Here is a 14,190-nt window from a genome sequence, read left to right on the forward strand (position 1 = left end):
TTTTCTCCTTTGTATCTTGCATCTGGTGCAAAATTTTTTTACACCTCAATGATGAGGTGTTTGACTCCGACATTTCTTGCTGCTTGTCTAAACTCATTCATTTCATCTTCGGTATACATCCTTGGGTTTTCTGCAAAACAGTATTCTCTTTCCACTAAGTTATATTTGGCTTTTGCCAGAGGGTTATAATTCAGCAATTCGTACTTCACCTCAGGATAAATACTCGTGATAAATTTCCCTATAGCAGAAATATTTTCTTTATCTGCTGTCATGGTTGGAATCAACGGTGTTCTAATAATGACTTGGTCCTTTTTGTTTGATTCTAAAATAAACCTTATATTCTCTTTTATTTTATCGTTAGTAAACCCAATCCATTCTTTATGCTTATTTTTATCGAACACTTTAAAATCTACATAGATCAGATCCAAATATAGAAGTGCATCCTTAACTACATTTTGCTCTACATAACATGAAGTCTCTATAGCGGTATGGATACCTTCTTCTTTGAACGCTTTTAACAATGCGATTGCAAAATCCTTTTGAAAAAGAGGTTCTCCTCCCGATAAGGTAATCCCTCCACCATGCCGAAAAAATGCTGCATCTCTTACTGTAAGTTTTACTAATTCCTCTACTGTATATGATTTAGAGTCCATAGTTAGGCAAGCCGCTGGGCAGGAATCGATTGCCTCTTCCCAATCATCCGCAGCGCCTTTATCAATACAAAGCTTGCCTTCTTGCAAGGTAATGGCATGGTTTTTACACACAGTAGTACATCTTCCACAATGTATACACTGATTTTCCAAATATATAAGCTGTGATTTTAGCGAAAGTCCTTCTGGATTCTGACACCAAACACAACGCAATGGACAACCTTTTAAAAAAATGGTTGTTCGAATTCCACCACCGTCATGTGTGGAAAATCTTCGAACATCGAATACTTTCCCCCTTAGCTTTTCATGTGTATTCATTGTGTCATAGATCTCCATAACTTGTTCTAGCAATAATTTCATTTTGAAGTTCACCCGCAAGTTCTGTAAAGTAAGCAGTATATCCTGCCACTCTAACGGTTAGACTTCTATACTTCTCAGGATCTTTTTGTGCTGCAAGTAAATCTTCTTTCCTTAGTACATTAAATTGGATATGTGGTATTTCCAAATCCACAAAGGTCCTTAAAAACTTAGCAAACTTATCAATATTGTTTTCCGTTTTAAAGAATTCAGGTAAGAATTTCATATTTAGCAGTCCTCCATTAGTCGTCAAATGATTATCTAATAAAGAAACTGATTTTAATACCGCTGTTGGCCCGGCAATATCTCTTCCATATACAGGAGACATACCACCATCGGCTAACGGTGTTGCGGCATATCTTCCATCTGACGAGGCTCCCACATTTTCACCCATAGGTACATGAGCCGAAACGGTATACATTCCCGTATGATATCTTCCCCCACGATAATTGGTATAATGACTTAATTTTTCACTGAAAAATCTCGCCCATTTTGCACCAAGTTCATCAACATAAGCAACATCATTACCATATTTGGGTGCACGTTTAAGCAGCATGGTACGAATAATTTCATAACCTTCGAAGTTATTTTGTAAGGCCTTTAATAGCTCTTCTTTTGAAATTCTTTTTTCTTCATATACTAAAAGCTTAATGGCTGCCAGACTATCGGCTAAATTAGCAACTTGAATCATTTGAATTCCAGAAAAATTGTAGACGGCTCCCCCCACAGTAACATCTTTTCCTTTTTGTATACAATTATCAATTACAGCCGATAAAAATGGCGAAGGTAAAATATCTATATGAGCTTTTTCTACTTGTTCACAAGCCAAAATCATTTTATCGATAAAATAGCTGATATTCTTAGCAAAAGCATCTTCTAATTCTTCGAAAGTTTTATAGTCCATTAGATTTCCTAAATCAGGTCCAATAGCATTTCCCGTTAATAGGCATTTCCCATTGTTTAAGGTTAATTCTAAAACCTTATTTAAATTAAACATAGCAGCATCACTCCAGCCAAGGTTATTCCCTTGGGAAGTAAGCTCAACACAACCTACAATGGCATAATCTCTTGCATCTTTTTCTGACACACCGAAATTCATCATGGAAGAAATAATAGCTTCATCGTTAAAAAATTGTGGCATTCCACTGCCTTTGGCTACTACTCTCACTGCTTCTTTTAATAAAGGTTCATTGGTTCCTTTATGAAGTCTGACTGATAAGTTGGGTTGTGGTAAGCCTAAATGCTCCTGTGCTTTTAAAAATAGAAAAGATAATTCATTCGAAAAATCATTACCATTTTCATCTTGCCCTCCAATTGCAATATTAAAACCAATGGGAAACCCAGCAAAGAACTTTGCGCTATGTGAATTTCTTAAATAAACAATTTGATTAAACTTTAACCAAATACATTCGATGATTTCTAAGGCTTTTTGCTTGTCAATGCTGCCACTCTTCATATCTTTCTTGTAAAAAGGATATAAGAAATCGTCCATCCTTCCCGGCGAAAAAGAAGATGCATTGGATTCCATATGAAGAATTACAAACAAAAACCAAATCGATTGAACCGCTTCATGGAAAGAATTTGGCGGGTTCATGCATAATTTTTTACAAATAACTGCAACTTCACGCATATTAACCTGATTCGCAGCGTCTGTTTCTTGCCCTGCTTTTTCCACTAGCAGATCATGATATCGCATCATAAATGCTTGAGTACCTTCCATGACTAAAATAACGCTCTTATAAAAATCCTGTTGATCCTTGGTTCCACTTTGAAGTTTTGCAATGGCTTCTTGCTTTAACCCTTCTGGTCCATATGTCAGCCATTTTTCACAATCCGGACAAATATGTCCTTGGGCATGATCTTTTTGATTAATTTTGACGACCTTAGCAATCTCGTCAATTTCTGTCCCATATCGAGTTCTGATTATATCTTCTAAGGATTTCTCTTTAAAATAAGGTGCAATTATTTTCTTGAAATTGATAATATCTTCTTCTCTAACATTGAATTTATCTTGTGGTCTTATTGGAAGAGTTTCAAATTCTCGGTCAATCCAAGAGCTTCCGCTCTCTGGGAAAACAACACCGTGCCTTACCCCTATCGTACGATTCCCTACAATCTTCTCCTCCGGTTCTACTGCAATCCCCATCTGTAACAATGCATTTTTTAAAGCCAGTGCTCTTTTAATGATAACTGGCTTCTCTTGATTTTCTTCATATGTCTTTGTAATAATTAATGCTTGTTCAATGGATACGTATCTGGGTTCAGCCATCATCTTTTCCTTCAAAAGAGCAACTCGTTTTGTTTTAATTAACGTTTCCATAATAAGCCACCTCCTCTATTGTTTTTCCGATTATTTTATCTTTATTGTTATTGTTTATTATTGTTTTAACTTATTATATATTATTGATGAATCTTTCGCAATAAACTTTCTATTATTTTTTATAGATAACAGAGGCTATTTCACTTTTGAAATAGCCTCTGTTAAATCATTTTCGTTCAGTTCTTTTAATCTAACTACAGATGCTAGGTTCACATCAACATGTAGTCTAAACTTTTGAATTCCTCATTCAATCTTCCATTTATACATCCGCCGGAAATGTAATCCCTATCTGTTTTCTTACTTCATCCATAATACTAAGCTCCATAAGAGAACACTCATTATGTTCCTTAGCACTTGACTTTGTTTGAATCAATCGAATCAACTCTTCTACTTCGTAGTACATATTGTTATCATACTTATAAATTGGTATATCCTCTTTTTGTCCATCATTGTAGATAATCGTAATTTCTCTAGGATCTGGTATCTCCTTGATCATCATGCAGCCCTTTTCCCCTTGAATTTGGCTTGGCAAGTTAGAATTTGCAATTTTCGAATATAGTAATTCACCTTGCATGCCCTCATATTTAACCATAATGGTTCCAGCACCATCTACTCCATTGTTTAAAATAACAGCGTTGCCCCATATTTTTTGCGGCATGCCAAAGAGCTTAACCAATGGATGAATACAATACACTCCAATATCCATCAATGCTCCATTTGAAAAAATAGGATTGAATGCATTTTCAATAATGCCTTTTTTGAAATTATCATATCGAGAAGAATATTGGCAATATTGGAATGTAACTCTCCGAATGATTCCAAGCTTACCTAGATTGGCTTGGATAGCTTTAAATCCTGGATCAAATACAGAACGCATTGCTTCCAACAGAATAACACCATTATCTTCAGCGGCTTTCAGCATAGCTGCTAGCTCTTTTTGATTGGAAGCGATCGTCTTTTCACATAACACATGTTTTTTACCATTTAACATCATAATGGAATGATCAGCATGTAAACTATTAGGGCTAGCCACATACACAGCGTCCACTTCTTTACTTGCTGCCAGTTCTTCTAGATTATCATAGACTAATGCAATCTGATGCTTACTAGCATATTGCACTGCCTTTTCCCTTGTTCTTGAATACACTGCCACGAGTTCAAAGTCTTTACATAACTTTGCTGCTTCTATAAAATTGTCGGTAATTCGGTTGGTTCCTATTACTGCAAACCTGACCATAATCGTATCCCTTCTTTCTATTATTATCTTTGAAGCGGTTAACTTTTTACGTCCTATTATTATTCTTTATCGTTTCATATTATTGATTATCAATAATTCTTATTGTATAATATAAGTAGTTTTATTTCAATCATCTATTTGCATTCTAACAGATGATTCAAATAAGAAAACTTAAAAATATCTTCTAATTCAGTTATCATAAATAGATAGATTTTTATTTAATTATTATATTTTGCGTAGAAAGGGGTAATGACTTGTTCGCTGAAGAACGATTACTTGAAATACTTACCATACTTAACTCTGAAGGAAAGCTTAAAGTTAAAGACCTTAGTACAAGATTTGATGTTACAGAGGACTGTATTCGAAAGGATCTTAAATCACTAGAAAATCAAGGGGCTCTAAAGAGAACCTATGGTGGTGCCATCCAAATTAGAGAATCCTCTAATAATTACGATATACGCGCCAGAAGAGAAGTGAATGTACAGTCTAAGACAACGATTGCTGAAAAAGCTTTTGATATAATTTTAGACAGAGAAACGGTCTTTTTAGACTTATCAACAACAAATATTTTATTAGCAAAAATTCTAGCCGAGAGTTCCAAAAGAGCAACCATTGTGACAAATACACTAGAAATTTTAAATATCCTGTCTTTTCAAAATAATATTACGGTGGTAGCTACCGGTGGTGTATTAAATAAGAATTTACTAGGCTTTACAGGGTCTGCAACGATTGAGTTTCTATCTAAATATAAGTTCGATCGATCCTTTATTGGCAGCTGTGGTGTAAATGTTTTTGACAGGAGCATAACAACCTTTGACATCGATGACGGAATTACAAAAAGGGCAATCATTGAAGCAAGCAAAAAAAGTTATTTAGTCATGGAAAACAATAAATTCCACTTTGATGGTAATTACAAGTTCGCAACTCTTGATGACATTGATTGCATCGTGATCGATGAACTTCCTAATAGTGAAACACTAAGGATATTGGAAGATTTAAATATAAAGTTGATATAGGCTGTGATTTTTTATTTTCATTTGATTGTAATGCAATCCATGAGAGGGTAAAGTCTTGTCTTGGAAAAGCCTAAATTTTTACTCGTGATATAAGAGCTTTCCACCATAAGAAGCGACTAATTTTTTCGCTTCAATTCGGTTATAACTGAAAGCAAGCGTACATGCAAATATCCTTATGTATGAATATTCGCATGTACGCTTTAATAAGAAGGTTGTTAATTAATCGCTTTACTAGAATTTATATGCTTTTCTACTAATAAAAAAATTCTATACGTCTAATTTCATACAAATACTTGTTGCTGGACATAAGTTACTTAATGCGGAACTTGACATGAGATCCCCCGGTATTTCCAAACGCTGTATCTTATAAAATCCCCAACGAGAGGCAAACCTGACAGCCGTATTTGTCATAATATATACTTCTTTTACCCCTAATTGACGTGCTATTTCTAAAGACCGCTCAATTAAGGAGGTTGCAATACCGCGTTTGCGTAATTCTTTAGAAATTGCCATGGACCTTAACATTGCTCCATTTCCAGCAAATTCAATCCCAATGACTCCTATAACACCTTGGTAATCAGCTACTAAGAAATTCGCTAAATTTTCCCGTACACCAGAAGTTGTTAAGCCATTTTCCATTAAAAGGATATCAATTATAGGTAAATCAGCTTCTAATGCAGTACGAATAACATATTCCTTGCCCTCGACAAACACATCAATTGGCTTCTTAGCGCGGACAAAAGCACTTATTAAAGATCCATTTAAATCTTGCCTTTCAGCTTCTGTTAGATCAGGCAAAAATGCTGCTGCCTGCTCATCATCAAAATCATAGTTTCGTGTGTTTAAGATTTCTATATCCGTAAAGCCTGCTGCCATAAGTTTTTCTTGATATTCTCGTTCCAGCAAAGCTCCAGCGATGCATCCCGCCCAAGCAGTTATATTTTTTTGTATAGTTACTGGCAATTCCCGGGTTAATACAATATCCGAGATAGCAAATCTTCCACCAGGCTTTAGCACACGATATGCTTCCTGTAAAACCCTATCTTTATCAGCGGAAAGATTAATGACGCAGTTAGAGATAATTACGTCTATTATATTATCTGATAATGGTATGGATTCTATGTGACCTTTTAAAAACTCAGCATTTAAAATTCCAGAACGCTCTTGGTTTTCTTTGGCTATTGTTAACATTTCATCTGTCATATCCAATCCATAAGCTTTACCATAGGGACCAACTCTCTTTGCCGAGAGAAGTACATCAAGTCCAGCACCACTACCTAGATCAAGAACTACTTCTCCTGCGTATAATTGTGCAAGAGCAGTTGGATTACCACATCCAAAAGATGCCTTAATGATGTCCTCTGGTAATCCTTCGATATCATTAGTTTTATATAAGTTTCCTGTTACCGGGTTATTATATGTAGAACTGCCGCAGCAACTCCGCTTATTAATAATAGCCTGCGCATATTTCTTTCTTACACTTTCCCTAATATCTTGTGCCATATATAAGCCTCCAATTGATTTATTTAATAAGAGAATATGACTAAAGAATTTAACAACGATTCTCCCTTTATGGGTAAAACCTTAGATACATTTTATGTTTTTTAGCATCTCTGAGAAGATTTCTAGACCCTCTATTACCTGTTTTCTTTTCTCTTCGGGTATGGATTCCAGCGTCTCAGTAAAATATATATCCATTCGCTGCTCAATGTTTTTAAATAACTCTTCACCTTTTAAATCTAATCTTAACATGACGTAACGACGATCATCTGGGTCTGCTTCCCGAATCAAACTACCATTGTTAACTAATTGATCCACGGTTCTACTTACTGTACTTTTATCTAGATTCAGTAATTCAGCCAGTTCATTAACAGATATTTTTTGCTTCCTACCCGTTTCAACAATTACATGACATTGAGTTAATGTTACACCACAACATACTGCCTCGTCTATTTCTAAGAATCCAAGTTTCCGGGTTAATAGCCTCGTACTTTCTCTGAGACGTTGGCTAGGATTAGTAAAGCTCATATAATGCACCTCCTATAAAGATCTTATCATACATAAGTTGTAATTCGCAACTGTTTCTTTTTCAAACTAATATTTCAAAAAAATAGACATTAGTCAATAATTTGACTAATGTCTATTTCCTTTACCACGATAAGAAATATATCTATGACCACCAAATTGGCCATACAAATTATCTCTTTGACTTAATGCCTTCAAAAGCATAGTTTATTAACACCTCTATAAAAGGCTCATCTAATTTTTCACCTGTTACTAATAATCGATAAAAAAGCGGACCATAAATTAGGTCAATGCTCAATTCAATATCCAAGTCTTTCTTCAATTCTCCTCGATGTACTCCACGCTCTAAGATACGCCTTGAATCAAGTCGTCGAGGGTTAAAATATCTTGATCGATATTCCTCTGCCAACTTTAAATCAAATTGTCCTTCTGCAATTAGCTCATTGATTACTTTTCCTTCTCTGCTAGTTAAAAATCTAGCTAAATTGGTAACTTGAATTACTATATCATTGATAACTGAACCTGTATCCGGCACCGGAAGCCTAGACGTAGCAGCAGATAGAAAGCTGTCCATAACAACCGCAGCTTTGTTTGGCCACCATTTATAAATTGTCGCTTTACTAACCTTTGCTCGTTCAGCAATTTTTTCGACAGTTACAGCTCCAAAGCCATTCTCCAACAACAAATCATATGAAGCAGCAAGAATGGCTTTTTCCGTTTCGACGTTACGGGGACGCCCTTTTTTCTTTTCCAAGGAAATACCTCCCTGTGTATTTTGTGCCCATTAAAACTATACGTACATTATACTAAATATTTTCTCGTAAGAAAAGAAAATATATCTTTACAATACTAAACGTTCAGTTTATAATACGTTTATAGAAACCGAACGTTTAGTATTGTATTTAATTAAATAATACCATATAAACGTAAAAGAAAAAAATGAACTAAGGAAGGGATTATCATATGAATAACGTACGAACAGAAACTAAGAAAGTTCCAAACTGGATCACATTCCTGTTAGCAATTGCATGTGGGGTTATTGTTGCAAATCTTTATTATGCACAACCTTTAGTTGGTCCTATCAGTGCAGATACCCATCTTCCTCTGGCGTCAGCAGGGTTAATCGTAACACTGACCCAAATTGGCTATGTTTTTGGGTTATTATTTATTGTTCCACTTAGCGATCTCATTGAAAATCGGCGATTAGTTGTGTCAGCATTAGCAGTCGTTATTTGTGCATTAGTTGCAGCACCCCTGGCAAATAACGCGCTGTTCTTTCTTGCGGCAGCAATGTTTATCGGGCTAGGTTCAGTGGCAGCTCAAATATTGGTACCATATGCAGCCCATTTAGCAACAGAAGAGCGGCGAGGTCAAGTAGTAGGTAATGTAATGAGTGGACTACTGCTTGGAATCATGCTTGCCCGGCCTATCGCCAGCTTTATTACTGATCTTTGGGGATGGCGGGCAGTCTTTACTCTATCTGCCGCCACTACTGCAATATTGGCTGTACTGTTGGCTTTAGTTCTTCCTGAACGTAAACCTTCACCTACCATGAATTATGGCGAATTGCTTAGCTCCTTGTGGTCACTTTTTAAAACAAAGGCTGTTTTACGCCGCCGTTCCTTATATCAAGCTTGTTTATTTGGCGCTTTTAGTCTGTTTTGGACAGTAATACCGTTATGGTTAGCCAGTGATTTCCATCTGTCACAGCAAGGGATTGCCTTATTCGCCCTTGCTGGTGTGGCCGGCGCTATAGCAGCTCCTATCGCGGGAAGATTGGCCGATAAGGGATGGACAAAAATATTGACGGGTGTGGCAATTGTAATTGCGGCTTTATCTTTTTTACTTACTCATATATTTGAAGATCATTCAACAATATCTTTAGCTATGCTAGTCGTTGCAGCTATTACGTTAGATATGGCTGTATCCGGCAATCTCGTTCTCAGTCAGCGTGCTATTTATTCACTAGGAAGTGAAATACGTGGGCGCGTAAATGGAATATTCATGGCTGTTTTCTTTATTGGTGGAGCGATCGGATCGGCATTAGGCGGCTGGGCCTACGCTTATGGCAGCTGGATGTTTGCATCAATTTTAGGACTAAGTATGCCAGTTGCGGCATTATTATACTATTTCACAGAAAAAAATAATTAATGTATCTTGGTAGACACTCTTTTCATTTCCGATTTTTAAGTGAAAAGCCACAACCCCTCAATTTCTTCAAGGGTTGTGGGCTTTTTGGACTATTTTCAACAATACGCTTCTCTCTCACTAATCTTAGGAAGATAATACATTTCTCCGTCCGATGGTATCAGCAATTGTTCCGATCGAATTCCTTTTGCATCAGCATATTGTCTTAAACAGTCACGAGATATTGTTGTATGATCGAGCGCCTCCATATGTGTAGCAATGATGGTCCTACTCAATGGCCCCCGCAGTTTTGGCAATTATCTTTTTTTGAGCCCGAAACTTTCTTACCTTCATCAAGCTCGCGCATTTATCATCGCACCATCGCTTTGTGCGACTTTTCGTTTCATCATAAAAAAACCATTTACAATCTGGATTTTCACAAATTTTAATGCGATTTTTGTCACCATATTCGATTAATTCGACAAAGGAAGCGGTTATTTCACCTATAATCCAATTCCAATCCATAGATAACGGCTGTATTGTCATTCGGACTCCATGTTCACCTTGTTCCACTACCCTTCTACAGGTTGATATTGCTAGATAATGATTTATCCTCTTTATAGCCTCTAACGATATTGAATTCTTTCTCGTATAATCCTCTAGAACTTTTGCCAGAAACGTGCGCAATTCTAATAAACTTTCTATTGTACCAAATGAAAGTGGTATTTCTACTTGCAACTGCCGTACTTCTAGAAATTCCTTAAACAATATAGGGTCTGCCAATATCTCCTTATTAAGTGTATGAGTAAGATACCATCGCGTATTTAAAAAATCCAAGCTTAATTCTCTCATTTTAACTCCTGTTTATCACGTTATTGACAGTTACACAGCTAAGCACTATACTTAGTATATCACTGTAACTGTCATTATTCAAATTAAAGGTTACAAAAATGCATTTAGGAGGAATTAGCATGAAGACACTGATAACGACATTACTTACAAAGCTAGATCAGAATGGCTGCAAAGGAACACTCGTACCCATCCATCATCTTCACGATCTACAGCAGGAAATGGTAGAATTATATCAATCCAGGCTTCTAAATAGTGATTTATACAAATTTTTAGATGGATTTCAATACGACTACTCTACAGTACTACCAAATGCACAATCAATCATTATCGCAGCAGTACCACAGCCAATTACAAAAATTCGCTTTATATGGCGAGGAAAAGAACGAGAGATCATTGTGCCACCAACTTACGTATATATGGAAGCGGAAAAGCTAGTATCACGTATTGCCGAAGACGAATTAAAAAAAGGAAACTTTTCCTTAGTCCGCGCGGAACTTCCGCTGAAACTCCTTGCAGTTAGAAGTGGACTCAGTCAGTACGGCAGAAACAATATTTCCTATATTTGCGGTATGGGAAGCTTCTATCGACTGATCGCTCTAGTATCGGATATGCCGAGCGATTCAGATACCTGGCGAGACATACAAAGAATGCCAGATTGTAACAATTGCTGGGCTTGTTTAACTAGTTGCCCTACAAAGTGTATTGACATAAATAGAACTATTATTCATGCATCAAAGTGTCTTACATATTTCAATGAATCCTCTGAAACATTCCCTGATTGGATTGACTGTACCTGGCATAACTCTTTAGTAGGATGTATGCGCTGCCAGCTAGCCTGCCCACAAAATCGAAATTACATTCTAACAACAAATTCCGAAAATATTTTGACTGAATCTGAGATTGATCTCCTATTAAGCGAGAATAAAATTACTGAACTTCCAAAGACTACCTGGGACACTCTTGAAAAATTGAATCTAACTGAATATGGGCTCACTACTCTTCAAAGAAATCTCAAAGCACTACTCCTACGCTAATCCACCTTTTTTCTGTAAATAGTAAAAATCAGCATTTCTAAAGCTGATTTTATAAAATATTCCTTTTATGGACGTGCCACACCATGGAAGGGCCATACCGTCTCCAACCCGACCCTCCATGACATGACAAACTTCATAATCAATCTCCAAATAGACATTAGCCGATAATTTTTGACTAACGTCTATTTTTCATACCATTCTAGATCGACTACTACCTCTGACCTCGTTATATGAGAAATCTAGATATCAGTATATCAAGCAAGATCGCACTCTGTATCATCCTTATAATGGCTCATATAACCAAAAAACTTTCCTAAAAACAAACCTGTACACACCCCAGATAATACTAACATGCTGATTTTAAATTTCAATTGTGCTACTAATACTGTCCTTGATTACTCAATTGTAATTCATTATCCTACAAAGCATTTACTACTTGATCAGTACAGACAACTTTGCAATACTCATTCTCTAAATTTGCCAGTGACATAGTATGAACTTCATCAGCAGTTCTGATTTTCCCTGTATAATCAGGCTTAGCAAAAGTAAATGTTGCATCTTCCACCAAATGAGTATTAAATCCTAGGTTGCCTGCCATTCTTACGGTAGTCTCCACTGAATTATTTGTAATGACTCCAAATACAACTAGATGTGAAATATTTGACTCGCGGAGAATCGCCTCAAGATCCGTTCCTATAAAAGCACTATTAACATGTTTAATAATAATTAATTCACCCTCTATGGGAGAAACACACTCTTTGAACTCGCATCCAATATCACCAGAACGATACGTTGAATTAGGTTCCGTTGATTCATGCTTTACGTGAATAATTTTACGCCCTGATTGTCGCCATTTGCTTAGTAGTAATGACATATTTTCTTCAGCTTTAAGATTATTTCTACTTCCATACTTAGACCATTCTGGGTGATCTATAGCATTTTGCACGTCAATTATGATCAATGCAGTTTTTTTAGGCAGCATAATATTCATGAATCATCCTCCGGTTACGGTTTGAAGTTAGGTTTCACTATTTTCATATCAATTCGCTATTTTCCATATTTATCCTCCAAATAATTGCAGTAAAAATGGATCGTACAAATTAGCAAAGAGTCTCGGCTTTGAAGAATACTCATCTTTCCATACTATGAATTAGTCATGTCGCCTACAAATACATGAAAGATGTACCCCATTTGCGAGGTACACCCTTCGTATATTTTTTTCTATTTTATTTGAGCTCCGGCCAGTAGTCTTTGTTGGCTTCAATGAGATCATCAAGAATAAGCTTTGCAACCTTGGCACTTGGTACTGTCTTGGACATTGTCAGTGCCTGCCAGAGTTTTAGGTATGAGCCTTCTGCCCACGCTTCAACAACAAGCTTTTCTACTGATACCTGCTGCTCCATAAGACCTTTCTGAAACTGCGGAATCTTGCCGACTGTCAGAGGTTCCGGTCCTTTGCAGCCTACGATACAAGGGATTTCCACCATAGCTGTCGGGTCAAAGTTAGGAATAGCACCGTTGTTTTCAACAATCAGGAGCATTCTTTCCTTTGTGTTATAGGCAATAGCTCTTGCAAGGTCTACGATGTAATAAGCATGTTCATCCACTTCAAAGCCACATTCCTTGGCTGTGCCTGCTGCTGCAATGCGGCGACATTCGCCGAATACGGTCTTTTCACGGCCATCCATGACTTCGTTGGCTCTTGTATATTCGCGATTGGAATGTTCCACAACTTCGTCCTGGCAGAGATAATATTTGAGGTATGTGTTAGGCAATGTACTAGGATCAAGTTGATAAAATTCTTTGACCGTGTCGTAAGTAACCGTCCAGCTTGTATCTGCTTTGAATTCTGGTATATCAAGATTGTAGCCTTTTTTGCCAACATATTCACGGATTTTCGGCATAAGATCGTTGCCATGGTGATCCATAATACTAGTCCACCAGCCGAAATGATTCAGTCCATAATATCTGATTTCCATTTCCTTGCGGGATTTGAGTCCAGCAATGGCTGCCATGCGGCGTTCAATGCCAATCGGCATATCACAGATATTCAGAATCTTAGCATTTGGTCTGAGTTTACGGGTTGCTTCGGCTACAATCGCTGCTGGGTTGGAGTAGTTAAGCATCCATGCATTCGGCGAATATTTTTCCATATAATCAATAATTTCAATGATACCGCCGATAGAACGCATGCCATAGGAAATTCCTCCAGGACCGCAGGTTTCCTGACCAAGTACATTGTACTTAAGCGGAATCTTTTCATCGAGTTCACGCATTGCATATTTGCCGACACGGATATGTGCCATGATGAAATCGATATCTGTGAACGCTTCCTGCGGATCTGTAGTTGCTTCAAATTCAATATCCGGTGCTTTTTCGCGCAGAATTATTTCGCAAGCCTTTGCTACAACCTCCTGACGCGTTGCATCATTATCATAGAATTTCAATTTACGAATTGGAAATCTATCCAGATTAGCCAAAAGCATCATTACAATTCCCGGCGTAAATGTGCTTCCCCCACCTGCTACTACCACTGAAAATTTCTTACTCATAGTGATCTCCTCCCCAATTT

General features: G+C 36.9%; 13 protein-coding genes. 3 read left to right on the plus strand and 10 right to left on the minus strand.

Translation table 11 applies throughout. The annotated features are described in order from the left end of the window. Positions 1-38: 38 nt before the first annotated feature. The 3 genes from JBW_RS15305 to JBW_RS15315 form a co-directional block, all read right to left on the minus strand. The gene (locus JBW_RS15305; RefSeq protein ID WP_036680533.1) at positions 39-1,010 is read right to left on the minus strand and encodes a glycyl-radical enzyme activating protein; all 972 of its coding nucleotides are present in this window, start codon (positions 1,008-1,010) and stop codon (positions 39-41) included. Next, entirely contained in the window at positions 973-3,327 is a 2,355-nt protein-coding gene (locus tag JBW_RS15310) for a glycyl radical protein (RefSeq protein WP_007954504.1), read from the minus strand. Before JBW_RS15310 ends, JBW_RS15305 begins: the two co-directional genes overlap by 38 nt. Positions 3,328-3,586: 259 nt before the next feature. Continuing rightward, complete coding sequence (locus tag JBW_RS15315; RefSeq protein WP_007954502.1) at positions 3,587-4,564, minus strand: Gfo/Idh/MocA family protein; 978 nt, start codon at positions 4,562-4,564, stop codon at positions 3,587-3,589. A gap of 254 nt (positions 4,565-4,818) precedes the next feature. On the opposite strand from JBW_RS15315, the gene JBW_RS15320 reads away from it, so the two are divergent. Beyond that, the gene (locus JBW_RS15320) at positions 4,819-5,580 is read left to right on the plus strand and encodes a DeoR/GlpR family DNA-binding transcription regulator (RefSeq protein WP_007954500.1); all 762 of its coding nucleotides are present in this window, start codon (positions 4,819-4,821) and stop codon (positions 5,578-5,580) included. Positions 5,581-5,847: 267 nt separating this feature from the next. Here the strand turns inward: JBW_RS15320 and arsM are convergent, their stop codons facing one another. The 3 genes from arsM to JBW_RS15335 form a co-directional block, all read right to left on the minus strand. Next, positions 5,848-7,083, minus strand: coding sequence for an arsenite methyltransferase (arsM, locus tag JBW_RS15325; protein ID WP_007954498.1), 1,236 nt, complete (start codon positions 7,081-7,083; stop codon positions 5,848-5,850). 81 nt (positions 7,084-7,164) lie between these two features. Then, on the minus strand, positions 7,165-7,608 hold the full coding sequence (locus tag JBW_RS15330; RefSeq protein ID WP_007954496.1) for a MarR family winged helix-turn-helix transcriptional regulator: 444 nt from the start codon (positions 7,606-7,608) through the stop codon (positions 7,165-7,167). Between the two features lie 169 nt (positions 7,609-7,777). Continuing rightward, entirely contained in the window at positions 7,778-8,359 is a 582-nt protein-coding gene (locus JBW_RS15335) for a TetR/AcrR family transcriptional regulator (protein ID WP_007954494.1), read from the minus strand. Positions 8,360-8,568: 209 nt separating this feature from the next. On the opposite strand from JBW_RS15335, the gene JBW_RS15340 reads away from it, so the two are divergent. Next, positions 8,569-9,756, plus strand: coding sequence for an MFS transporter (locus tag JBW_RS15340; protein ID WP_007954492.1), 1,188 nt, complete (start codon positions 8,569-8,571; stop codon positions 9,754-9,756). A gap of 95 nt (positions 9,757-9,851) precedes the next feature. Here the strand turns inward: JBW_RS15340 and JBW_RS24775 are convergent, their stop codons facing one another. Together JBW_RS24775 and JBW_RS15345 are read right to left on the minus strand one after the other, a co-directional pair. Continuing rightward, positions 9,852-10,028, minus strand: a complete 177-nt coding sequence (locus JBW_RS24775; RefSeq protein ID WP_200896996.1) for a hypothetical protein — start codon at positions 10,026-10,028, stop codon at positions 9,852-9,854. Continuing rightward, the gene (locus tag JBW_RS15345) at positions 10,021-10,584 is read right to left on the minus strand and encodes a CGNR zinc finger domain-containing protein (protein WP_007954490.1); all 564 of its coding nucleotides are present in this window, start codon (positions 10,582-10,584) and stop codon (positions 10,021-10,023) included. Before JBW_RS15345 ends, JBW_RS24775 begins: the two co-directional genes overlap by 8 nt. 119 nt (positions 10,585-10,703) lie before the next feature. Between JBW_RS15345 and JBW_RS15350 the strand changes: the two genes are divergently transcribed. Further along, positions 10,704-11,618 carry a 4Fe-4S double cluster binding domain-containing protein gene (locus JBW_RS15350; RefSeq protein ID WP_007954488.1) on the plus strand — a complete coding sequence of 305 codons (915 nt, stop codon included), beginning with the start codon at positions 10,704-10,706 and terminating at the stop codon, positions 11,616-11,618. A 418-nt stretch (positions 11,619-12,036) separates the two neighbouring features. Here JBW_RS15350 and JBW_RS15355 read toward each other — a convergent pair whose 3' ends face one another. Together JBW_RS15355 and JBW_RS15360 are read right to left on the minus strand one after the other, a co-directional pair. Then, positions 12,037-12,609, minus strand: a complete 573-nt coding sequence (locus JBW_RS15355; RefSeq protein WP_007954486.1) for a cysteine hydrolase family protein — start codon at positions 12,607-12,609, stop codon at positions 12,037-12,039. A gap of 235 nt (positions 12,610-12,844) precedes the next feature. After that, positions 12,845-14,170: a 6-phospho-alpha-glucosidase gene (locus JBW_RS15360; RefSeq protein ID WP_007954484.1), complete on the minus strand. Its 1,326-nt coding sequence runs from the start codon at positions 14,168-14,170 to the stop codon at positions 12,845-12,847. Positions 14,171-14,190 lie beyond the last annotated feature (20 nt).

Source organism: Pelosinus fermentans JBW45, from assembly GCF_000271665.2.
In the GTDB taxonomy this organism is placed as follows: domain Bacteria; phylum Bacillota; class Negativicutes; order DSM-13327; family DSM-13327; genus Pelosinus; species Pelosinus baikalensis.

Excerpts from the sequence above, each read along its gene's own strand:
- JBW_RS15340 (WP_007954492.1), top strand. The coding sequence starts at position 8,569 with ATGAATAACGTACGAACAGAAACTAAGAAAGTTCCAAACTGGATCACA.
- JBW_RS15360 (WP_007954484.1), bottom strand. The coding sequence starts at position 14,170 with ATGAGTAAGAAATTTTCAGTGGTAGTAGCAGGTGGGGGAAGCACATTT.
- JBW_RS15330 (WP_007954496.1), bottom strand. The coding sequence starts at position 7,608 with ATGAGCTTTACTAATCCTAGCCAACGTCTCAGAGAAAGTACGAGGCTA.
- JBW_RS15345 (WP_007954490.1), bottom strand. The coding sequence starts at position 10,584 with ATGAGAGAATTAAGCTTGGATTTTTTAAATACGCGATGGTATCTTACT.
- arsM (WP_007954498.1), bottom strand. The coding sequence starts at position 7,083 with ATGGCACAAGATATTAGGGAAAGTGTAAGAAAGAAATATGCGCAGGCT.
- JBW_RS15310 (WP_007954504.1), bottom strand. The coding sequence starts at position 3,327 with ATGGAAACGTTAATTAAAACAAAACGAGTTGCTCTTTTGAAGGAAAAG.
- JBW_RS15355 (WP_007954486.1), bottom strand. The coding sequence starts at position 12,609 with ATGAATATTATGCTGCCTAAAAAAACTGCATTGATCATAATTGACGTG.
- JBW_RS15350 (WP_007954488.1), top strand. The coding sequence starts at position 10,704 with ATGAAGACACTGATAACGACATTACTTACAAAGCTAGATCAGAATGGC.
- JBW_RS15305 (WP_036680533.1), bottom strand. The coding sequence starts at position 1,010 with ATGAAATTATTGCTAGAACAAGTTATGGAGATCTATGACACAATGAAT.
- JBW_RS15315 (WP_007954502.1), bottom strand. The coding sequence starts at position 4,564 with ATGGTCAGGTTTGCAGTAATAGGAACCAACCGAATTACCGACAATTTT.